A 22,315-nucleotide genomic window follows, 5' to 3' on the forward strand; every position below is an offset into this window, starting at 1 on the left:
AGGATGACGCGGAAATTGCTGAAGGCTGTGGACACGATCAACGGCGCGATCAAAGCAATTCTAGGCGTGTTTCTAATGATCATGTCTGCCATTATCATCATTCAGGTCGTTTTCCGGTTTATCTTGCATGCGGCGCTGCCGTGGTCGGAAGAATTGACGCGGTATTTGATGATTTATATCGTATTTTTCGGCGCGGCCTATGCCGTTCGGTACAACAAGCTCATGCGGGTGGAATTCGTGGAAACAATTTTGCCGCAAAAGGCGCAAAAGTGGTATTTTCTTCTCATGAACGCGGTGCTTATTTTCACCTTTTTGGTCATAACGATCGCCGGATTTGAGTTTACCCGCATGGCGTTGAACCAGCGTTCGCCAGGACTGCATGTGAGAATGGCCTATGTGTATGTGGCCATACCGGTAAGCGGCCTCTTAATGATGATGAATTCTCTTGCCCTGACCATTGAAAAATTCTTGTCTGAACGGGAACAGAAAATACAGCGCGGGGAGGTGGCGGAGTAATGGTTGCCATATTATTTATTTTATTTCTTGCGCTGATCATACTTGGCACGCCTATCGCCGTATCGCTGGTTTCCTCGTCGCTGACGTACTTGATGGGCGCGACAACCATTCCGTTGACCGTTGTCGCGCAGCGCATGTTTACAGGGGCGGATTCCTTCCCTCTCATGGCGGTCCCGTTTTTCATTGTCGCCGGTGTTTTAATGGAATCCGGCGGTATATCCAAAAAGCTGATCCGCTTTGCCGATGCCTGCTTGGGACACCGTACGGGCGGGCTGGCGATGGTGGTGATCGTGACCTCGGCCTTTTTCGCGGCGATTTCAGGATCCAGCGCGGCCACGGTCACGGCGATCGGGATGATCATGATCCCCGCCATGATCAGCAAGGGCTACGACAGACGGTTTGCCGCCGCGGTACAGTGCTGTTCGGGGCAAATGGGCATTATCATCCCGCCAAGTATCGCCATGGTGGTTTTTGCCGTCTCGACCGAGACCTCGATCAGCGATATGTTCAAGGCCGGTTTTATTCCGGGTATTTTTATGGCTATTTGCCTATGCACGTTATCCTATTTCGTTTGCAAAAAGCGCGGCTATGTAGGGTCGGAAAAATCCACTTGGAAACAGCGCGCGATCGCTTTTAAGGACGCGTTTCTTGCTATTCTCATGCCGGTATTGGTTTTAGGCACGATTTACGCCGGGGTGTGTACGCCGACGGAATCGGCGGCCATCGCGGTTATTTACGCCTTTGTTTTGGGCAAATTCGTTTATCATGAACTGACGTGGAAAAAAGTGATAAAGCAGTTTGCCGACGCGGCGATCACCACGGCGACCATCTTATTCCTGATTGCCTGCGCCTGCGTGTTTGCATGGGTACTGGGCAGGTTGAACGTTCCGTCGCAGGTCGCGGCGGCCATCACTTCCATCGCACACAATAAGATCGTCTTTCTGCTGCTGGTGAACCTACTGCTTTTCATTGTCGGCATGTTTATGGATGTTGCTCCGGCCATTACCATTTTGGCGCCCCTGCTCTGCCCGGTGGCTCTGGGCTTTGGCATCAACATCATTCATTTCGGTATCATTATGGTCGTCAATTTGGCGGTCGGCTTGTGCACCCCGCCGGTTGGTATCAACATCTTTTTATCCTGTCAGATCGCGGAGATCCCGTTTACAGCCATACTAAAAGATATTTTGCCGTTTTTACTTGTGCTGATATTGGTCACGTTGGCGATCACCTTTGTCCCATGGATGTCGCTGGCGCTGCTTTGACGCGCTGCTGAGAAAGGAAGATAACCGTGAACTACACGATCACGCCTATTATGCTGGGCCGTTTTGTCGCACATGAAAAATCCGTTTTTACATACAAAAAGGATTACGGTGTGGGCCTGAACTGTCCATTATTCGTCTTTTTGGTACAAGGCGGAGGAAAGACGGTTTTATTCGATTGCGGCCCGGTCAGTCCCGAGCTCGCGCCTGCGAAAAACCACCGCCAGATTACCGATCACATCTCACTGACACAAGCGCTCGCTTCCAAGGGATTGACACCGGACGATATCGACTGCGTGGTGCTGTCCCACCTGCATTGGGATCATTCCTACAATTTGGAGCTGTTCCCACATTGCCCGATCTATGTGCAGGCGAAAGAAGTTGCATATTCGCTCAACCCCTTGCCCTGCGACTATACGAACTGCAATATAAGGAGGGGCAATGGAATGCCCCAGTGGCTAAACGGCTATGAAAGCTTTGTGATGCTGGACGGCGACTATCTGCTCGCGGATGGGCTGAAAATTTTGACGCTTGGGGGGCACAGTCCCGCGCTGCACGGCTTGCTGGTGGATACCGAAGAAGGTCGCTACCTGCTGTCGAGCGATCACTATCCCCTTCTCGAAAATTTTACGGAGGGACTGCCCTCGGGCAACCATACCGACCTTGGATTGTGGTACGAAAGCCACGAAAAGGCAAAAAAAGCAGCGGATTTTGTGCTGCCGGGGCACGACGATTGCGTGCTCGAACGGGACGTATACGGAAAACTTGAAAATGGGAGGAAATAACCAATGTATAATTTACAAAAAATTTCTGATAAGCTGAACGCCGGAAAGGTACCGATCGGTTCCCACGTTGGATTTGACAGCCCCTTTTTAACCGAAGCGCTGGCCGGTTGCGGCTTTGATTTTATTTGGATCGACGCGGAGCATTCCGCGATTGACAAGAAGGACATACAAAACCATTTGCTTGCCTGCCGCGCGGCAGGCGTCGCCGGCATCGTTCGTGTACCGTGGAACGATCATGTATTTATCAAAAGCGTGCTGGACATGGGCGCGGACGGCATCATCGTTCCCATGGTCCGGTCGCTTGAAGAGGCTAAACAGGCCGCCGCCGCCACGCATTACCCGCCTTTTGGGGTGCGCGGCATGGGCACGCGCCGCGCGGTCAACTATTCCATGTGGGACAAGGCGGAGTACACCGCTAACGAGGATAAGCATGTTTGGACCATCGTGCAGATCGAACATGTAAGTGTTGTGCCGGATCTGGAAGCGATCGCCGCGCTGCCCGGCATATCGGGTTTTGTCATCGGGCCAAACGATTACGCCATGAGCATGAACACGCCGTTAAACCGCTATACGGCGGCTTCGCCCGAAGCGCGGGCGGAATTTGATAAGATCGGTGAAATATTGCGCAAGACCGGCAAGCCCTATGGCGTTTCCGGCGCATACAGCGAAAATTTTGTCAAAGACTGGCTTGACCGTGGAGCTGATTGGCTATGTATGAATTTCGATTTTAACTACATTGTCAATGGCGGGCGCGCGGTTCTTCAGAACACGCATCAAATGCTCGATACCCTTGGCAAGGCCTATTGATCAGGAGGTTGCTCTCTCATGGAAGTTTTAACGGCAACGCAGCTGCAAGCGCTGCAAGAATTCGATACGCCGACAGTCTGTAATGCGATCGAAGGCTTTGGCGTCAGAGCCAAAACCGAGGGTTTTACCAATCCGTCACTGCGGCTTCGCGTCGGCATGGAGGATAAGCCGATGGTGGGTTATGCCCGAACGGGCATGATTTCCGCACGTAATCCAGCCGAGCCGAAGCACAATGAAGTGATGAAGGCGTATTACCAACAGTACGAAGGCTTTGCACTGCCGCAGATCGCGGTCATTCAGGATTTGGATGAGCAGCCGGTCGGCTCCTTTTGGGGCGACGTGCAAGCCACCGTGCATCGGGCGCTTGGGTGCATCGGCGCCCTCACATCCGGTGGCGTGCGAGATATCAAGGAGGTGGAAAAGGTCGGTTTTTACCTCTTTTCCACCGAGGTGCTGATCTCCCACGCGCACGTCCATATGGTCGAGGCGGGCAGCACGGTCGAAATCTGCGGTATGGCGGTGCGCCCCGGCGACTTGATCCATGCGGACTGCCACGGTGCGATCGTTATCCCGCACGAAATCGCACCCGATCTGGCCGTCGCTTGTCGGCAGGCCATCGACGCGGAAAACGCTCTGCTGTCGCCTTGCCGCAAAGCGTTGGCAAGCGGATGCCGAGTGACCGCAGAAGAGCTTATGGGGTGGCGTGCCGAAATGACCTTACGCCGTAACGCCATCGGAAAATTTGGAGAATAAGGAGGCGCTATGTTAAACGAAAAATACATTCAGGAAACCGCCCGGCAAATCCGCCGCGATATCGTGACCATGATCCATACGGCCGGGTCAGGTCATCCGGGCGGCTCGCTTTCCTCCGCAGATCTGCTTGCGACACTGTATTTTACCGATCAGTTTCGATGTGATCCGGCAAATCCGACTTGGCATGATCGGGATCGGTTTATTCTATCCAAGGGACACACCGCGCCGGTTCTTTACAGCGTACTGGCTCGAAGGGGCTTTTTCCCTCCTGATGAGCTTTTGACCCTGCGAAAATTTGGCTCCCGCCTGCAGGGGCACCCCAAAAAGGGGACGGTCCCCGGTCTCGACTGCTCCTCCGGCTCGCTTGGTCAGGGATTATCGATAGCAAACGGCATCGCCTTTGCGCTTAAACGCCGCGGATCGGATGCGCGCGTTTGCTGCCTTTTGGGCGACGGCGAGCTACAGGAAGGGCAAGTGTGGGAAGCCGCGATGTTCGCCCCGCAACATGGGCTTGACAATGTGCTCGCGATCGTGGACTGTAACAACGTGCAGCTTGACGGCAAGGTTAGCGACATCAAGGATGTTTACCCGCTGCGTGAAAAGTGGCAGGCCTTTCACTGGAATACGATAGAAGTGAACGGACACCATATTAGGGAAATCTATGCGGCCTATCAGGCGGCGCGCGTCTGCAAAGGCAAGCCCACCGTGATTTTCGCCCGGTGCACCAAGGGCATGGGGGTTTCTTACATGGAAAACAGCGCGAAATGGCACGGCACGGCGCCGAATGATGAAGAGTATGCGCAGGCAATGGCGGAACTGGGGGTGCAGTCATGAAGGATACGCCGATGCGGGACGGCTATGGCAAGGCGTTGCTGGAGCTTTGCGATGCTCACGACGATATCATGGTGCTGGATGCGGACGTAGCCAAATCCACGCGCACGGAATGGGTGAAAAACCAATTCCCCACACACTTTCTCGATTGCGGAATCTCGGAGCAGGACATGGTTGGCGCGGCGGCTGGTATGGCGCTCGCCGGACTTATTCCCTTTGCCTCCACTTACGGCGTTTTTCTCACCGGACGGGCATGGGATCAGATTCGCAATACGATCTGCTACAATCATTTAAATGTAAAACTTGCGGGCGCGCACGGCGGCATCTCCGTTGGCCCGGACGGCGCAACGCATCAGGCGCTGGAGGATATCGCATTGATGCGGGTGCTGCCCGGCATGACGGTTGTCGTGCCCTGCGACGCGCTGCAAACCTGTAAAGCGACGCATGCTCTATATCATACGCCCGGGCCCTGCTACATCCGCTTTGGCCGCGAGGCGGTTCCCGTGGTAACAGAAGAAGACACCCCCTTTGTTTTGGGTAAGAACCGGCTGGTACGCAGGGGCACGGATGTGGTCTTTCTTGCCAATGGGTTTCTAGTGCACCAAGCCATGCAGGCAGCCGAACGGCTATCGGCCCATGGCGTATCAGCCCGCGTTGTCGACGTGCATACCGTCAAGCCGCTCGACCGCGAGGACGTGCTGCGTCACGCGCTGCAAACCGGCGCAGTAGTCACTTGTGAGGAGCATCAGCTGACCGGCGGGCTCGGCAGCGCGGTGTGCGAAGCGTTATCGGAAGGCCGCTGCGTACCGGTTGAGCGAATCGGTATTCGGGACAGTTTTGGCGAATCCGGCCGGCCCGAGGAGCTCATCGATAAATATGGCTTGGGCATAGAAGCGCTTTGCCAAGCCGCGCTTCGCGCTGTGCAGCGAAAAAAAGCAAAATAGTTACGGAATGGGAGGACATGCATGGAGCTGAACGCTAAGCAAGACCTATCGCAACGGCAGGTTCTCTCCTACGCGCAAATACAATCTCTTCAGGTTCTCTCTATGAATTGTGACGAACTGGAGCGGTTTGTTCAGCAAGAGATAGAAGACAAACCCTCTGCTGGAGCCGCCAGAATACACCGAAACAACATCAATCCTGCCGACAGATTTCCATCCCTACTCCGGCGAAGCGAGCTACCGGGATATTCCTGCGCCCGAACACGCCTCTCTGCGCGAGCATCTGCTCCGTCAACTCAATGAACGCACGATGAACGCACAGGAATGGCGCTGCATGCAGTTTCTTATCGATTCGCTTGATGATCAGGGCTTTCTTGATCTATCTGCGCAGGAAGCGGCGGCGCTTTTGCGGATAACGCCCGCGCTTGCAAAGCAATGCGTCGCCCGTTTACAGTCGCTCGATCCGCCGGGCGTCGGCGCGCGCGATCTGGGAGACTGTCTTTATTTGCAGTTGGTCCGTCTCGGACAGCAAAACGAATCCTATCATACCTTGCTTCACACCTGTCTTGAGGATTTGGCCGCTGGGCGGTTTCACAAAATCACACTTCGCACGGGAATCTCCAAGCTGGTCCAGCACCGCTGCCTACAGGCGATCCGCCAATTAGATCCGCATCCCGCCGCCGCGTTTGACTATATGGAAACCCGGTTCGTCACGCCGGACTTGATCTGCGAATACACAAACGGTCATTGGTCGGTGCAGATCAATGACCGGTGGATGGGAACCGTCGGGATCTCCGCTCTATACGATCGCCTGCTGCGCGCGGACGGCCGTCCCGAAATTCAGGCCTACTATACGGAACGCTTGGCGCGGGCCCAGCTTGTTTTGTCCAGCATTGAAAAACGGCGCGCCACACTGACTGCGCTTGTGCTTCACGTGGTGCGGCATCAAAGCGCATATCTGCTGGCGGATGATCCGCTCCGCCCACTTTCGTTTCGCGGGCTGGCGGAAGAAATGGATATCAGCGAATCGACGATCAGCCGTGCCGTGCGTGATAAATACATTCAAACGCCGCGCAAAACCATACTGCTGCGTCACTTATTTACGACAGCGCTGCCTGCCGTTAAAGAAACGAGTCAAGCGCAGGCGCTGCAGGTGCTGCAAGACCTGATCGCTTCCGAGGACAAACGCGCTCCTCTCAGTGATCAGGCACTCATGGAGCGCCTGCAACACGAAGGGATAACGCTGGCGCGGCGTACCGTCGCCAAATATCGCGAATCTCTCGGCATTCCGGGCGCCGCCCAACGGAAACGATAAGAAAAGGAGCTTTTACACATGAAATACCCTGTTGATTCCATCCGCCGATTTGGTATCGCCGTATCGATCAAAGCCGGTATGACGCAGCAAAACGCGGAAATATTTATTGATGGTATGATCGCCGCCGATCTGCGAAACATTCGCTCGCACGGCATCACCAAGTTTCGCGGCTATCTGTCGCGCGTCGAGCATGGCGTTTCCGATATACAGGCGGAACCTTCGATCGTACGTACCGCGCCTTCGACACTTGCGGTAGATGGCTGCAATGGAATGGGCAGCACGGTGGCATGGAAAACCATGGAGGCCTGCATACAGACCGCACGGGAAACCGGCGTTGCCTTTGCCGCAGTTAAAAACGCCTCGCACCACGGTATTGGCGGCTACTACGTCATGCACGCCGCGGAGCAAGGCATGATCGCGTTTGAGGTCTGCAATTCACCCAAGCTGGTTGCACCGTTTGGCGGCGCCAAGCCGTTACTGGGCACCAATCCCATTTCCATTGCCATTCCGGCGGGCCAGCATCCCATGCTGGTCTGCGATATGGCGACCAGTGTTGTCGCCAAGGGAAAAATCGCGCTGGCGATTAAAGAAGGCCGCTCCATCCCTGATCATTGGGCGCTTGATGCAGAGGGGCGTAAGACAACCGATCCGGTCGCCGCAAACGTTGGCACGTTACTGCCCTTCGGCGGCCCGAAGGGGTATGCGCTCGCGTTGATTATCGATGTGCTGTGTCACTGCCTCGCAGGCGCGAACGACAGCCAGCATATCCCTCGCGTATTTGAAAATCTGGCGGAGCCCTCCAACATCGGCTACTGTATGTGCGTGATCGATATCGGTAAATTTCTTCCGCTCCATGCGTTTCAACAAAGCGTAGACGAGCTTTTTGACAGTATCAAGCGCTGTCCCCCAGCCGAAGACTTCAGAGGTGTGCTAATTCCCGGCGAAATCGAATTTGCGGCCGCACAAAAAAATCTTGCCGAAGGGATCGAGCTGTCTGAACCTGTTTTAAAGGAGTTTCGCGAGTTGTCTGAAAAATACGGCGTTGATTTTTACATTCCTCAGAATTGACACGTGCGGAGTTTCCTCCACACAAAAGAGTAGAGCGGGAATTAACCTTTGTTAGTTCCCGCCCTTTTTCTGTTTTTCGGTCGGATAGCATGCGGCTTTATAGATAATTTAAAAAAGTTGCATTGCCTTCTTTTACATGGTAAGCTGTTATTAAAAAGGATACCGGTGCACATATGCGGCTGTGATACGGTCATCCTGCGCATCTGTTATTGAGGGGGAACGCTATATGAAATGTTCAAAATGTCAAGCGGAAATTAAGGATGACGCTGCCTTTTGCCCATTCTGCGGCGCGCGGCAGCAGGCGGCGGAGCCGCCCAAGGAAGAACAGCCCAAGAAGGAGCAGCAATTTTGTCCCGCCTGCGGTTCGCCCATGAAGGCCGGCGCCCGGTTCTGCCCGTCCTGCGGACACGGCATGCAGGGTGTTGCGCACACGCCGTCCGGAACGGAACAGCCCCTGCCGGAAGGCGGCGCACAGGCGCAGCAGCCCAAGGGCAAGGGACATATCGTAGCGCTGGTGTTTTTGGCGATCGCTCTGCTGTTGTGTATCGGTATAGGCTTGGCGATCCGCCATGCGCTGGTCGGTACGCCGTCTCCGTTCGCGGATCGCGGTATTCCGCCCGCCGCCAGCGATTTTGTGCCCGACGACATGCCTATAGAAGTTCCCAAGGAGAAAGAAAAAGTATCCGCCGATCTGGTTGCCGACGGTGTGTGCGATCTGATCGGCAAGGTCAGCACCTCGGCTGACGGCTCGCCGTTCTTGAAATGGGATATTCCGATCTCCATCTTGATGGATGACGAAAAGGGCGAGCGGGTGCTTTTGGAAGCGGTCTCCTCCGCTTATCTCGCGAACAACGGCGTGGAAGAAGGTATCTGGGCGCAAATCCCGGAGGACGAATACGTGGTCGTCCGTTCCACGCTTTCCTTGAAAGGCAGCAAGCTGTACCTCATGGCGGAGGAAGTGCTCGACCGCGACGGCAATGCCTTGACTTTGGAACCGGACGAGGCGGAGACCTATATCCTGCCTGACTCGGATAAGCGCTTGCTGACAGATGCCGATGTAGCGGATCTGTCTCTTCAGGAGATCAATTACGCAAAAAACGAGATCTTTGCGCGGCATGGCCGCCGTTTCCTGTCAAGCGAGCTGCAAACCTATTTTGACGGAAAGACATGGTACCACGGCACCGTTTCCGCGAGCGACTTCTCTGAAAGCTCGCTTTCAGAGATTGAGCGCAAAAACGCCGATTTTCTCGCGAAGGTAGAGTTCGGCATCGCGCCGAACGGCTACAAGCTGGATGCATAGGGATGAAGATACGATATGGCGCGGGACTATTGCTCCTGCTGCTTTTAAGCGCTTGCGGCGTTCCGCGGCAGCAAAGCTTGAAATCCGCCGCATTGGACCCGGATGAACCCGTGCGAGTGATCGACGATTTGGAGCCGCCCGTGGAAACAGATCAGTCGGCTTCCAATGCGGCGGAGCCGCAAGCCGTCGATCAAGAAATCCTGATCGCAATCGATCCGGGGCATCAGGCGTGGGATGTGGACATGAGCGCTCCTGAGCCGAACGCGCCCGGCTCGGATGTGAGGAAGGCCAAGGCGACCACGGGCACGTCCGGTTCCTATTCCGGCGTGCCGGAGTATGAACTCAATCTGGCGGTCTCCCTGCTGCTGCGGGACGAACTGAATACACGCGGCTACGATGTTGTGCTGACGCGCGAGGACAACCAGACCGCCATCAGCAACGCGGAGCGGGCGCAGCTGGCAAATGAAGCCGGTGCGGACATCTACCTGCGCATTCATGCAAACGGCAGCGAGGACTCAGGCGTGCATGGCGCGCTCGCGCTAGTCCCCTCTGGTGAAAACGCTTATGTGGGCGCGCTCGCGGGCGACAGCCAGCGGTTGGGGCAATGCGTTTTATCGGCTTACTGCGCCGCCTCCGGGTTTTCAGATCGCGGCATCCAATTTAATGACACCATGACCGGCATGAATTGGAGCAAAATCCCTGTGATCATTCTGGAAATGGGTTTTATGACCAATGAAAGTGACGACCTGCAAATGGCGGATGACGCTTTCCGGCGCATCATGGCGCAGGGCATTGCGGATGGGATCGATCAATACTATGAAGAAAAGTAACGCCAGCATGGCAAAAAAGCTGACAGCCGGGTTCTGTGCTCTGTTGCTGCTAGGCGGCTGCGGCAAAACGCCGGTCCCGCACAAGATGGCTGTCGAACCGCCGGAAGAGGCGCCGGCACAGGCCGCAGAGCCTTCCCGTCCGCCTGCTTCTCCCCCAGCTGATAATCGTTTTGACGCGCTTGCCGAACAGCTCGATGCACTGCTGCAAGCGTATGCGCAGGACGATGGAAGCTGGTCAATCTATCTTTGGGATACGGAAACAGAGCAGGAGGTGTCTTTGTCTGCTCACCCCATGGAATCGGCCAGCCTCATTAAGCTGTTTGTCGCCTGCGCCGTGCAGGAAAACCGGGCGTTGGTCGACGGTCAGCAAAGCTATACGGGCGAAACAGCAGCGCTGCTGCTCGATATGCTGTCCGTCAGCGATAACGACGCGACAAACGCCCTTGTGCACCGGCTCGGCAGCGGCGACGCGGCCGCCGGTATGGCTTGCGTCAACGCCTATTGTCAGGCAAACGGCTTCGCCGACACGCATATGGGCCGGCTGATGCTCGATTTTGATGCGAATGATGATAATTCTACCTCCGCAAAAGACTGCTGCGCCATACTCAACCGAATTTTAGATGGCGAGGCGGCTGGAGCGGCGGAACTGCTGGATGCGCTTCGCCGGCAACAGCGCACCGAGAAAATCCCTGCCGGCGTGCCAGAGGACATAAGCACCGCTAACAAGACCGGCGAACTGACGGATGTGGAGAACGACGCGGCGATCGTCTGGACCGAGAACGGCGCTTACATTCTCTGCGTCATGTCCGGCGATCTTTCCGATACGGCGTCGGCGCGTTCCCATATCGTCACGCTTTCCCAAACGGTATATGATTTTATGACCAAAAAATAAGTGCAATACGCGGGCCGCTCAGCGCTTCCGCTTTGCAATAGACTACATTATCTTAGGGGGAATACCATATGAAAACTTGTCCCATATGCGGCGCGCAAGAAGAGGATCAGGCTGCGTTCTGCACCAAATGCGGCGCTGCATTCGCAGCGCAAGAGCAGTCGGGCGGGGGCGCGGCCCCTCCTCATCATACGCCGCCGCAATATGCTGCGCCGCAAGCTGTTTACAACCCGTTTGATCATACGGCGGAGTTTACCGCAAAGGATATTTCCGAAAACAAGGTTGTGGCGATGCTTTGCTACCTCATGGGTACGCTCGGCGTAATCATCGCGCTGCTGGGCAGCCACACCTCTCCCTATGCGGCGTTCCATGTGCGGCAGTCGCTTAAATTTACGGTGCTGGATATTCTGCTGCTCTTGATCGGGCTGATCTTTTTCTGGACCGTCCTTGTGCCCATCGCCTGCGCGATCTGCTATGTGGTGCTGGGCGTAGTGCGAATCATTTGCTTTTTCTCCATCTGCAAGGGCAACGCTAAGGAGCCGCCGATCGTGCGGTCGTTTGGCTTCCTGCGCTGACCGAAACAAAAGCCGGCAAAGAGCCAATCTTTGTCGGCTTTTTGTTTGCCTGTATGGTCAACGCGCTTGCGGCAGCCCGCTTTTTATGGTACCTTTAAAGTACAGATAATGAGGATAAGGATGGAGCTTAAAATGGCGATCATGAAACGGATAGGCGCATATCTCTTAGCGGCAGTGTTGACCGTCGGAATCATGACGCACGCCACAGCGTACGCATGGGACGATACCCCGCCTGTCATGAGCCCGTGGGCCGCCGCCGGCGTACAAACAGCTTATGATAACGGTGCGGTCGCACCGGATTTTGACCTTGGAAACGACTACACCCAGCCCATCACACGCGCTCAGCTTGCGCGGTTAATGGTCGATCTTATTTCGTTTGAACAGCAGTTCTCCATCCCCGAGCTCGCCGAGCGTTACAGCATCGTCTGGGAGCAGCCGGTTTCATCCGAGCCGGCCGCAGAGGGTGACGGCACCCTTTCCTACCCTGCCGCCGAAACGGCGGAGACAGATGTGGAGCAAACCGAAAGCGATGGAGATACGCAGCTTCCTTTCTCCGATCCCTTTGCGGGCGGCTTGCCGCAGGTCTTATCGGGTAGTTTTGGCGATACGCGCAGCATTTATATTGAGCTGGCGGCCCGCATGGGGATTGTAAAAGGTGAAAACGGCCTATTTCGGCCAGACGACCATGTCTCGCGCGCGGAAGCGGCGGCAATGATGCAACGCTGTATGAGCGTGCTCGATATCACCGAAGCGAATCTACAGCCGCAGCAATTTTCTGACAACTACGAATTTCCCCGTTGGGCGGTAGAATCCATCAAATTCATTTCCGGCCGGACCGATACGAACGGGCAGGCGATCATGAGCGGAGCGAACGGTCATTTTTCCCCGCGGGACACCTATACGATTGAGCAGGCAATCTTATCGATTGCAAGAATGCAGTCCTCCCTGCGCGTTACCGAGGTAGCGGCGGACTGGCGCAGCGCGCCCGGTTATGATTCGGTCACGCTCGCGCTCACCTTTGGCGGCGACTGTACGCTTGGCCGTGGGCATGATTTTTCCTACAGCGGATCGTTCGATGAAATGTATGACCGCCAAGGTCCTTCTTATTTTTTCTCCGGCATCACCGAATTTTTTGACGACGATTTGACGATGGTCAATTTTGAAGGAACCCTTACCGAATCGACCACGCATGCGAATAAGACCTTTGCGTTCAAAGGCCGTCCTGCTTATGCCGAAATACTTCGCGAGGGCAGCGTCGATGTCGTCTCCGTTGCAAACAACCATTCCATGGACTATTTACAACAGGGCTTCGATGATACGATCCGCGCGCTCTCGCCCTATGTGCATATCTCCGGCTATGAGCGCATGCCTATCGTCACCGTCAAGGGCGTACGCATCGGCTTTGCCTCCAATACCGGGTGGTCGTTCGATGCGGAGCAAAAACGGTTTATCGACAACGCGATCTCCTCTCTGCGTGAACGCGGCGCCGATTTGATCGTGTTCAATTACCATTGGGGGATCGAGCGCTCCTACCACAGCGACTCCACGCAGCAGGCCATCGGCCATTACTGTATCGATCAGGGCGCTGATCTGGTCATTGGTCACCATCCGCATGTCGTGCAGGAAGTCGAGACCTATCGGGGCAAGCAGATCGCGTACTCTCTTGGCAATCTTGTTTTCGGCGGCAATCACAACCCGGCGGAAAAAAACTGCCTGATCTACCGCCATAGCTTCACGCTCGACCTAGCGAACCGCGCCGTTACCGCGTCCTCCTACCATGCGATTCCGTATCAGGTATCCTCCGTATCTTGGCGCAATGATTATCATCCGGTTAAACGGTAACGCATGCTTCAAACTCGCATCTGCCTTCTATATTGTCGCAGTCTGCGATAAAAAGTCGACTCGCTCATGCTGCACATGGAAAGCACATCGGAAATGCCAATTTGTTTCTTCTCCCAAGCGTATATGATCTTTTGGAAATCCTCTGGCGAGGATTTGGAGGGCCGGCCAAATCTTACGCCTCTGGCTTTTGCCGCCGCGATTCCTTCCGATTGGCGCTTTTTGATGTTTTCCCGCTCATTTTGCGCGGTGAAGGAAAGGATCTGTAAAACCAGATCGGCGATAAACGTTCCCATCAAATCCTTGCCGCGGCTAGTGTCCAGCAGGGGCATATCGATTACGGATATATCTGCGCCGATATCTTTGGTCAAAATGCGCCACTGCTGCTGTATTTCTTCGTAATTCCGGCCCAGACGGTCGATACTCAATATGTAAAGCAGATCACCGGCCTTTATTTTACGCATCAGCTTTTTATATTGCGGACGGTCAAAATCCTTGCCGGACTGTTTATCCATGTAAATACACTGCTTTTCAACACGTTTTTCCCGCATTGCAATCAGCTGCCTGTCCTCGTTTTGATCCATGCTCGATACGCGAATGTAGCCGTAAATATTCTTATACATTTATTTACCCTCTTCTTCCTTTTCCAAGATTGTTGGCTATATAAGCACCCATTACCATAATTATTATAAATCGATGCCTTCTCGTCAACTATTCTCTTATATGTGCAGCTACATTTCTTTTATGCGCGGCAGTGATCCGCGCGAAGTATTTCGCATATTTTTATGTTTAAAACCCCGTATTATTCGCAAAACGCAAAAAACAGGGACGGTTTTCACCATCCCTGCGCTTGTCCACCAAACTATTTGTTTTAAAAAATATTTTTCCCTTTAATAATTGAGCAACAACAAGGCACGGGTTTCTTTGCAAAACCCGTGCCTCAGCGTGTCGACAAAGTCGACATGCTGTCTAGGGGGTACCCAGTGCCCCCTAGATACTCGACCAGTTCCGGAGAAACCGGTCTCGATACCCCCGGATTACGCGCCCGGTGGCGCGGGTCGAGGTGTTTTTTCGAGGTACACGCCCCCGAAAAACGGATTTTACGTCGCTTCGCTCCATTTCCCTTTCTATGCGCGCTGCGGCGAGAGACCTTTGGCTACAGTCTGAGGCACGGGTCTCTTTGCAAAACCCGTGCCTTTGCTTTTCTTGCTCAGATCATAGGGCGCGCGGAGTCCAGTACGCCGCTTAAAACGAACCGTAGCGTATCCATATCGACCGGCTTGGCTACATGAGCGTTCATACCGGATTCCAAACATGCCGCAATATCTTCGGAAAACGCGTTGGCAGTCATGGCAACGATGGGGATCGCGCCCGCGTCCCGGCGCTGCAGCGAGCGGATTGCGCGGGTTGCTTGATAGCCGTCCATCTCCGGCATTTGCACATCCATCAGTACAGCGTCATAGGTATCCGGCGCCGCGCTCTCAAAGGCCCGCAAGGCCTGCCTGCCGTCTGTCTTAACGACCGATCTGGCGCCTTCCATACTCAAAAGCTCCTGCAGTATCTCCGCATTGATCTCATTATCCTCTGCGATCAGGAAGGTGCGGCCGTTTAAATCCGCCGCTTGTGCCTGATGCGCGGCTTTTGCTTGAGATGCCCCGCTTCTGCATTCGGCGGCTTCGTATTCCAGCTCTACGCGGAAAACCGAGCCCTCGCCCAGCTTGCTTTCAACCGTTATCTCGCCGCCCATCAGGTCGATCAGCCCCTTCGTAATGCTCAAGCCCAGCCCGGTTCCCTCCACGCGGGATACCGCGCGGCTGCGGGCAAACGGCGCAAAAATATTGGCAAGAAACTCCTGCGTCATACCGATACCGGTATCGCTGACCGTGAAGCGGTAGCGAATGCGCTGCGGGTCTTTCTGCGGCGCTATCTCCTCCACGCAAACGCCGACCGCGCCGCCCTTCTGCGTGAACTTGATCGCATTGCCGGTGAGATTAATCAATATCTGGCTGATCCGCAGCGAATCCCCAAAAAAGTCCTGATGCTCGATCCGCTCCTGCCAGATGGAAAATTGCAGCCCTGCCAACCGGGCCTGCGGCACCATGATGTCGGAAAGCTGTTCCAGCAGCTCGGGCATGGAAACGTTGACACGGTTCAGGGAAATCTTAGACTGCTCGATCTTGCTCATATCCAGAATATCATTGATCAAACTGAGCAAATGCTTGCTGGATACCTTGATCTTTTGCAGGCAGTCCGCTACCCGCGCGCGGTCGTCCATATGCGCGACGGCCAGCGTCGTCATACCCATAATGGCATTCATCGGCGTGCGGATATCATGGCTCATGGTGGATAGGAAATCACTCTTGGCCCGGTTCGCCTCCTCCGCAATATCCAGCGCACGCTCCAAATCTTGCTTGGCTTTGCGCTCCGCAGCCAGTATATCGGTCACATCCGCCCGTACCAGACAAATCGTACTGTGGTTCTCGTCGCCCCACAAAACATTGATCTGCTTATACCGCAGGCCGTTTTCTGACCGAAACGGTACCACAAAATCGTAACCAGACGGCTGTTCCGCAAGCCTTACCAGCATGTTCGCAAGGCTGAACCGCTCATGCGCCTGCTGTTTATCCTCTTCCAGCCCATGATCGTCTACGAACTTCGCCAGCTCCTCCTCAAACCGGTCCACGATACGGGGCGCCAGATTTTCCAACACCGTTTGCCGGGTATACAACGTAAAGCGTCCGCTTGCCAGATGCAAAATCCCCATGAGATCAAAGGTGTACGCCATCATATTGAGCAAACTCTGTTCCTCACGCACGGACTCTGTGATGTCGCTGCATACCAGACAAAACCGGTCTAAACGTAGATCGACAGCGGAGATCGTCATATTTTTTGTGCAAACCTCCCCCTTCTCCCCTAACAGGCCGTAGGAAATCGTATAGGAACCGCCCGCTTTCAGACGGCGGCGCATCTCCGCCGGGTCCGTAGCGCAGGCAAAACGGCTGCGGTCTTTTGGTACGAGCAAATGCGCTACCATATCCGCCACCCGCTCGGAAAAGCGGCCCGTTGGCGGCGGTGGGAATTTTACGTCTTGGCTGCAGGTGACGACCGTATGCCGATCGTGCTCCAAATCCACATCGATAACATAATCATAGCTGGTGACGGAAAGCTGATGCAGAATCCGATCGGATATGGTCTGCTCCGTTATATCGGTCACAGTCAGCACGCCCGTGATATCTCCGGTAACCGGCGTTTCGATCAGGTTGACCTTGAACTGGACATAGCGTCCACGCTTCTCCTTCGGTAATTTGATGAAGCACGGGAGAACGCATTCCGTTTCATGCCGGTGGAAGGCCGCGAGCGCCGGTTCATTTAAATACATGTCAAGAAAAGCCTGCCGTTCGGACGGATCGACGATCAAGCCGGCTACTCCGGTAAAAAATGCTTCACGGACGTCGCCAAAGGTTTCCAGCAAATCGGAATTCGTATGATCCACAATGTCCAATATCCGGTTTGTCGTCACATTGCAGTGCCCAAGCACCAATTCGTCCGCCCCCGGTTTTCGGTAGTGCTGCAGGATGATATCCTCGTACCGGCAGCGAATCTGCTCCTGTTCCTCCACCATTTTGGTGATATCGGTATAGATCGAGTAGATCCTGCGCACGCCATCCGCATGTTGCTGCACTGAAAGCGAATCCTTGACCCAGACATAGCCGCCGTCCCCGCAAGCCATGCGGGCGGTGAGCGTACAATGCCCGTCGCCTTTTTCGATGAAGGATCTCAGCTTTTTTTGATTCTCCTCCACATCATCGGGGTGCACGCCTGCAAAAATATCTTTTTGATAAAGCTCCCCTGCTTGCGCCACCGTCATATGCGTCATGGCGGCGAAGCCGTCTGAGATAAATTCCGGCGTCATCCCACCGTCCGGATCACAGCGTATCACGGATATGCCGCCGGGTAAATTGCCCACGACGGTTTGAAAATACATTTCCAAACGTTCTTTTTCCTGACGGGTGCGCACTTCCTCCGTCACATCCCTGATATACTGCACATAGGCCGGAATCCCGTTCCAGTCCGTTTCCCGGAAGCGCACGGTAAAGAACCTTCCCGGCATGCTTTCCAACGTGATCTCATGCTCTTTTCCGTCCGCGCCATATGTTTGCAGCACACACGATGCACAGGGCGCCGGATTCCCATGCAGCGCTTCAAAACATTTTTGTCCCACACACGGTTTGGCTTCGCTGAACAGCGCGTTTGCATCGTTCGTATACAGCAGCTCATGCGTTTGCCGGTCGATCACATAGATCCCATCCGCGGTCTCATTGGCGATGTCCTGAAACAAGCGGGTCTGCATGGACATGCCGGTAAAAACAGCGTAAAAGCACAGCGAATCGCCCGTGTTTTCTATGCGCCGTCCGTTTAGATGCAGCCAGATCAGTTCGCCGTTCCGATGGCGCATTCGGTAAGAGACATCCAGCACGGTACGGCGGCTTAGCGACGAGCGGGCGGCTAATAGCACCCTTTCGCGGTCGGGTTCATAAACGCTGGCGATCGCGTCCGCATGAACGATCGCGTCGTACTCCTCCCGCGTGTGCCCAGTCAGCGCCGGAACGCCGTCGGAATAGAACAGGGGGATGAATTGGTCGCCCTCCACCCGATAACTGGCAATGCCGCCCGGTACGGAATTGACCAGATTACTCAATTCTGTTTGCGCCTCCTTTAGCGCGGAAATATCGTGAAACACGCATTGCAGCAAGGGCCGACCGCCCTCTTCTCCCACTGTTTTCGCCTGCACGCGCACCCAAATCGCGCGGCCGTCGCGATGCTGCTTGCGAAATTCAAATTCCACGGTATCCTGCGCCTGCGCGGCGAGACGCAGCCGGTCGGTCACCATTTCGGCATCTTCTAAATGGGTCAGGCCCACATCGTCCCGCATAGCCATGTTCCGGCATTCCTCCGCGGAATAACCGCTCATTTCCAGCACGCCATCGGACACATACACAGGCTCGAAAGCAGCTCCGACCCTATAAACCGCGACCCCGCCCGGGATCGCATGGATAATATCCTGCATCACGCTATTGGTATACACGGCCTTGACCTGTTCGGCGGTAAGAGAACCGCTCCCTATCATTCCCGATCACCGCCCTTTTCTATTTTTCTATCTCTGCTGCATGCAACGTGCAGCTCATTTTTCAATCTTCCGGGGTTTCAGCCGTTTTATCTTTCTGCATACGCTTATAAGCCGTTATATCGTAGCAGGATAGCAGATAGGCGCAGTAATCCCCCCATTTGATCGGCGATACCTGCACGCTGGTCCAAACATCATATTGCGGATTGTAGATTTCCTTCGCCCCTTTGAGCGGACAGGTCTCGCAAGGGTTCTCTCTGCTGAAAAACGCCCGGTAGCATGGCATGCCGACCCGCGCCGAAGCGTCCAGCTCCTTTGTTTTGTGGTTTAAGTAAAGCAATTCGTAGTTGGTTTGATCGACCGCGTAAATATAGGCGTCCTGCATATCCAGAATGGTATTGAGCTGCAGCGTCATTTGCCGGTCGCGCTCCATCACATGCTTTTTTTCCAAAAAGATCGTCAGCATTTGGGAGATCAGCGATAAAATGCCGATCTCTTCCTTGGTCCACATCCGCATGCCTGTGCATTCGTCAAAGCCTACAAACCCGCGAAACTGATTGTTCTCCCGGATCGCGCACTGCAATGTGGAGCAGATCCCTTGCCCTTCAAAAAGAGCCGCCTGCGCCGGCGTGAGCGAACGAACGTCGCGGCAATAGAAAATGGCGTTGTCTTTAAATAAATCCTTATACCCCGTTACATCTTCATAGGGATAGTGTTGTAAATTGTCCTTTTCCGGGGCGATCCCCTCATTGCACCATTCATAGGTATTATCGCAATATTTTCCATCCGAACTGTTTTCAAAAATATAAGCCCGGCTTACATCAAAGCGCTTGCCCACGATCTCTAGGATCAGTTGGATGGCGCACTCCATATCCGCCGTATCATAAAGGATTTGGAACACATAGCTGACCAAGTCGCCCTGCAGCCCCGCAGTGCGCTGATCCGAATCGATGGATGCGCCGATGGAGGAATACCCGATCTGGTTGATCGGCACGGCATCCCTCGGATCGAACAACACGTATTGGTTCTTCCCTTGGCTCTTGGCCCGATACAGCGCGAGGTCCGCGCTGTGATAAAGCGATTGGAAATCGGTACCGTCATCCGGATAGATCGCCGCGCCGATGCTGCAGGTGACCTCTGTCAGGGATTTTTCTCCCTCGAACAGATGGGTGAACATATCCAGAAGCTTGCCCGCCTTGTCCTGCGCCACTTCTTTGGAAGGCAGGTTATTTAAAAATATCGTGAATTCATCCCCGCCGATTCTTCCGACCGTATCGGTCCGGCGGGTCAGCTTCTTCATGCCCGCGGCCAGCTCGGTCAGCACCGCGTCCCCGAACAGGTGCCCCTGTCCGTCATTGATCTGCTTGAAGTTATCGATATCGATCATCAAAAGCGCGCAGATATCTTCAGGATAGCGCTCCAAACAGTGCTTAATCTGCCGCTCGGTCTCCTCACGGTTGTAAAGCCCGGTCAGCGCGTCCCGCTCAGCCCGCCGCCGCAAATCGTCTACCAAACGCTTTTCCCGGTCGATATCGGTGATCACGCCCACGGTTTTCAGCGGCTTTCCGTTCTCATCATACTGATCGGTGATACGGACGCGGCACCAGATATACCGTTCCTCCGCGTCCTGTATGCGGATCTCGATCGAAGAATAGGGTATGCCCTCCCGAGCGTTTTTCATAAGCTCCAACAGTTGCGGCATATCCTCCGGATGGACATGTTGATTCTGCGGCAGCTGCAAGGAGATTGCATCCGTCATCGGTTCATATCCGAATTTACGCATCCAGTTCGCGGAATAAAACATGGTATCCGCGCGAATGTCCCATTCAAAAATGATATCGGCCGTCTGATCCATGATAATCCGATGACGTTCCAGAGACAATCTCAGCTTTTCCCTGTCGTTTCTGGATTCCGTTACATCCAGCATAACGCAAAACATCCGCTCGCCGCCGGATGCGTCACGGCTCGTTTCGATACTGTTCATCACCCATTTGCCCGCGCCGTCTTTACAGCGCACCCGGCAGTTGACGATAGCCTTGCCGTTCTTCTTGAGCTGCTGCCCGGCCATGCGCTGCATAATCTCGCGATCCACCGGCACGATCATTTCTATAAAACGGTTGCCGAACCGTTCGGACAGCTCCTCGCGGGAATATCCAAACATATCGATAAAGCCTCGGTTGACCGCTAACATCGTCCATGTATCGTCAGCCAGACACTGTAGGACGCCGCCGGGAATGTGGTCTAAAACCGCTTGTTCATCATTGCTGAAAGAAATAGGCTGTGTATCCATTATAAACCCCCGTTTTTCCAAACGCTCTATCTCGGCTTCGCTACACGGCTTTTGTCCGGGACATGGCTTTGCTTGTGCCGTCACACACAACAAGTATTATTTTGTTCATACTCCCATTTATCAAAGTATAGCAAAGCAAAGCCAAAATAGCAATGCTTGACTGATACTAAAAAGCAGTAGAGCAGTAAACCTTCGCCATTTTACACCTTTGTCATTGTCAGTTTACATGTTTTTATCGTGCGCATTTCCCCATCAAGATAAAAAAACGATGCAGAAGCATTTCGCTTTTGCACCGTTTTCCATATCCGTTTATTTAACCCGGCCGATCAGACTGCGGGATAGGGCTTCAAGCAGCGGATCGCCCCCGAAATGATCGAGCGCAGCCACGGCTTCATCGGTAAGAGCATTGACCAGTTCCCGGCACTTCTCCATGCCAAGCAGCGCGGGAAAGGTTGATTTTTCGCTCTTTTCATCCTTACCGACCGACTTTCCAAGCACGGCCGCGTCCCCTTCAATATCGAGCAGATCGTCTTCGATCTGGAAGGCAAGGCCCAGCTTATTGCCAAAACTTTCTGCGGCGGCAAGCGTTGTCTCATCACTTTTGCCCGCCGCGATACAGCCGACAGCGGCCGCGGCGCATAACAAGCAGCCTGTTTTTAGCTTCTGCAGACGGTTTAACGTATCAAGGGATATCTGCTTGCCCTCGCTCGCCATATCGAGCACCTGTCCGCCGATCATACCGTTCATACCGGCGGCGCGGGACATATAGCGTATGGCGGCCAGTGCGATCTCGGGCGCGCAGTCCGCGCCCGCCATGGTCTCAAAGGCCCGCGTCAGCAGCCCGTCTCCCGCCAGTACAGCGGTCGCTTCGCCGTATACCTTATGGCAGGTCGGGCGGCCGCGGCGCAGGTCGTCGTCGTCCATACAGGGCAGATCATCGTGAATGAGCGAATACGTGTGGATCATTTCAAGCGCGCAGGCAAAAGGCAGCGCCTTCAGCTTGCTCCCGCCGCACAGGCGGCAAAATTCCAACAAAATCACAGGGCGCAGCCGCTTGCCGCCCGCAAGGGCCGCATACTTCGCAGCGTCGAAGATCTCGTCATAGCCTTCGCCGTTCTCGCCTGATAGGTAGTTGCGCAGCGCGGACTCGATCAGGGCGATATCCTCTTGAAGCGTCTTTTCCAGTTCCATA

Annotated in this window: 18 protein-coding genes and 1 pseudogene; 15 read left to right on the forward strand and 4 right to left on the reverse strand. The window is 54.6% G+C overall.

The features are described 5' to 3' along the window. Positions 1-3 precede the first annotated feature (3 nt). The 15 genes and pseudogenes from RWV98_RS10455 (at position 4) to RWV98_RS10520 (ending at position 13,711) form a co-directional block, all read left to right on the forward strand. Positions 4-516, forward strand: a complete 513-nt coding sequence (locus RWV98_RS10455) for a TRAP transporter small permease (protein ID WP_317860607.1) — start codon at positions 4-6, stop codon at positions 514-516. Beyond that, positions 516-1,778: a TRAP transporter large permease gene (locus RWV98_RS10460; RefSeq protein WP_317860609.1), complete on the forward strand. Its 1,263-nt coding sequence runs from the start codon at positions 516-518 to the stop codon at positions 1,776-1,778. The genes RWV98_RS10455 and RWV98_RS10460 overlap by 1 nt, the downstream gene beginning before the upstream one ends. Before the next feature lie 26 nt (positions 1,779-1,804). Then, the gene (locus RWV98_RS10465) at positions 1,805-2,560 is read left to right on the forward strand and encodes an N-acyl homoserine lactonase family protein (RefSeq protein ID WP_317860611.1); all 756 of its coding nucleotides are present in this window, start codon (positions 1,805-1,807) and stop codon (positions 2,558-2,560) included. A gap of 3 nt (positions 2,561-2,563) precedes the next feature. After that, positions 2,564-3,367 (forward strand): HpcH/HpaI aldolase family protein, encoded by an 804-nt coding sequence (locus RWV98_RS10470; protein ID WP_280963620.1) that lies wholly within the window; start codon positions 2,564-2,566, stop codon positions 3,365-3,367. An 18-nt stretch (positions 3,368-3,385) separates the two neighbouring features. Beyond that, positions 3,386-4,120: an RraA family protein gene (locus RWV98_RS10475; protein WP_317860614.1), complete on the forward strand. Its 735-nt coding sequence runs from the start codon at positions 3,386-3,388 to the stop codon at positions 4,118-4,120. A gap of 9 nt (positions 4,121-4,129) precedes the next feature. Beyond that, complete coding sequence (locus tag RWV98_RS10480; RefSeq protein WP_317860616.1) at positions 4,130-4,954, forward strand: transketolase; 825 nt, start codon at positions 4,130-4,132, stop codon at positions 4,952-4,954. After that, positions 4,951-5,895, forward strand: coding sequence for a transketolase family protein (locus tag RWV98_RS10485; RefSeq protein ID WP_317860617.1), 945 nt, complete (start codon positions 4,951-4,953; stop codon positions 5,893-5,895). The genes RWV98_RS10480 and RWV98_RS10485 overlap by 4 nt, the downstream gene beginning before the upstream one ends. Before the next feature lie 21 nt (positions 5,896-5,916). Then, positions 5,917-6,033: pseudogene (locus RWV98_RS19445) on the forward strand (hypothetical protein); the annotation flags it as partial. Positions 6,034-6,055: 22 nt separating this feature from the next. Continuing rightward, on the forward strand, positions 6,056-7,207 hold the full coding sequence (gene rpoN, locus RWV98_RS10490; RefSeq protein WP_317865743.1) for an RNA polymerase factor sigma-54: 1,152 nt from the start codon (positions 6,056-6,058) through the stop codon (positions 7,205-7,207). Between the two features lie 18 nt (positions 7,208-7,225). Continuing rightward, complete coding sequence (locus RWV98_RS10495; protein WP_317860619.1) at positions 7,226-8,275, forward strand: Ldh family oxidoreductase; 1,050 nt, start codon at positions 7,226-7,228, stop codon at positions 8,273-8,275. A 226-nt stretch (positions 8,276-8,501) separates the two neighbouring features. Continuing rightward, the gene (locus RWV98_RS10500) at positions 8,502-9,575 is read left to right on the forward strand and encodes a YARHG domain-containing protein (protein WP_317860621.1); all 1,074 of its coding nucleotides are present in this window, start codon (positions 8,502-8,504) and stop codon (positions 9,573-9,575) included. Positions 9,576-9,577: 2 nt separating this feature from the next. Further along, a complete protein-coding gene (locus tag RWV98_RS10505) occupies positions 9,578-10,405 on the forward strand; it encodes an N-acetylmuramoyl-L-alanine amidase family protein (RefSeq protein WP_317860623.1) in 828 nt (275 codons plus the stop codon). Further along, a complete protein-coding gene (locus RWV98_RS10510; RefSeq protein ID WP_317860624.1) occupies positions 10,392-11,297 on the forward strand; it encodes a serine hydrolase in 906 nt (301 codons plus the stop codon). The genes RWV98_RS10505 and RWV98_RS10510 overlap by 14 nt, the downstream gene beginning before the upstream one ends. A gap of 68 nt (positions 11,298-11,365) precedes the next feature. Then, positions 11,366-11,869, forward strand: a complete 504-nt coding sequence (locus RWV98_RS10515; protein WP_280963629.1) for a zinc ribbon domain-containing protein — start codon at positions 11,366-11,368, stop codon at positions 11,867-11,869. A 120-nt stretch (positions 11,870-11,989) separates the two neighbouring features. Then, the gene (locus RWV98_RS10520; RefSeq protein ID WP_317860626.1) at positions 11,990-13,711 is read left to right on the forward strand and encodes a CapA family protein; all 1,722 of its coding nucleotides are present in this window, start codon (positions 11,990-11,992) and stop codon (positions 13,709-13,711) included. A gap of 8 nt (positions 13,712-13,719) precedes the next feature. Here the strand turns inward: RWV98_RS10520 and RWV98_RS10525 are convergent, their stop codons facing one another. The 4 genes from RWV98_RS10525 to RWV98_RS10540 form a co-directional block, all read right to left on the reverse strand. Beyond that, positions 13,720-14,331 carry a recombinase family protein gene (locus tag RWV98_RS10525; protein ID WP_280963631.1) on the reverse strand — a complete coding sequence of 204 codons (612 nt, stop codon included), beginning with the start codon at positions 14,329-14,331 and terminating at the stop codon, positions 13,720-13,722. A 587-nt stretch (positions 14,332-14,918) separates the two neighbouring features. Continuing rightward, a complete protein-coding gene (locus tag RWV98_RS10530; RefSeq protein ID WP_317860629.1) occupies positions 14,919-18,836 on the reverse strand; it encodes a PAS domain-containing hybrid sensor histidine kinase/response regulator in 3,918 nt (1,305 codons plus the stop codon). Between the two features lie 61 nt (positions 18,837-18,897). Then, on the reverse strand, positions 18,898-21,123 hold the full coding sequence (locus RWV98_RS10535; protein ID WP_317860630.1) for a diguanylate cyclase domain-containing protein: 2,226 nt from the start codon (positions 21,121-21,123) through the stop codon (positions 18,898-18,900). Positions 21,124-21,432: 309 nt separating this feature from the next. Continuing rightward, the gene (locus RWV98_RS10540) at positions 21,433-22,314 is read right to left on the reverse strand and encodes a polyprenyl synthetase family protein (RefSeq protein WP_317860632.1); all 882 of its coding nucleotides are present in this window, start codon (positions 22,312-22,314) and stop codon (positions 21,433-21,435) included. Between the last annotated feature and the right edge of the window lies 1 nt (position 22,315).

The organism is Agathobaculum sp. NTUH-O15-33 (assembly GCF_033193315.1).
Lineage (GTDB): Bacteria > Bacillota > Clostridia > Oscillospirales > Butyricicoccaceae > Agathobaculum > Agathobaculum faecihominis_A.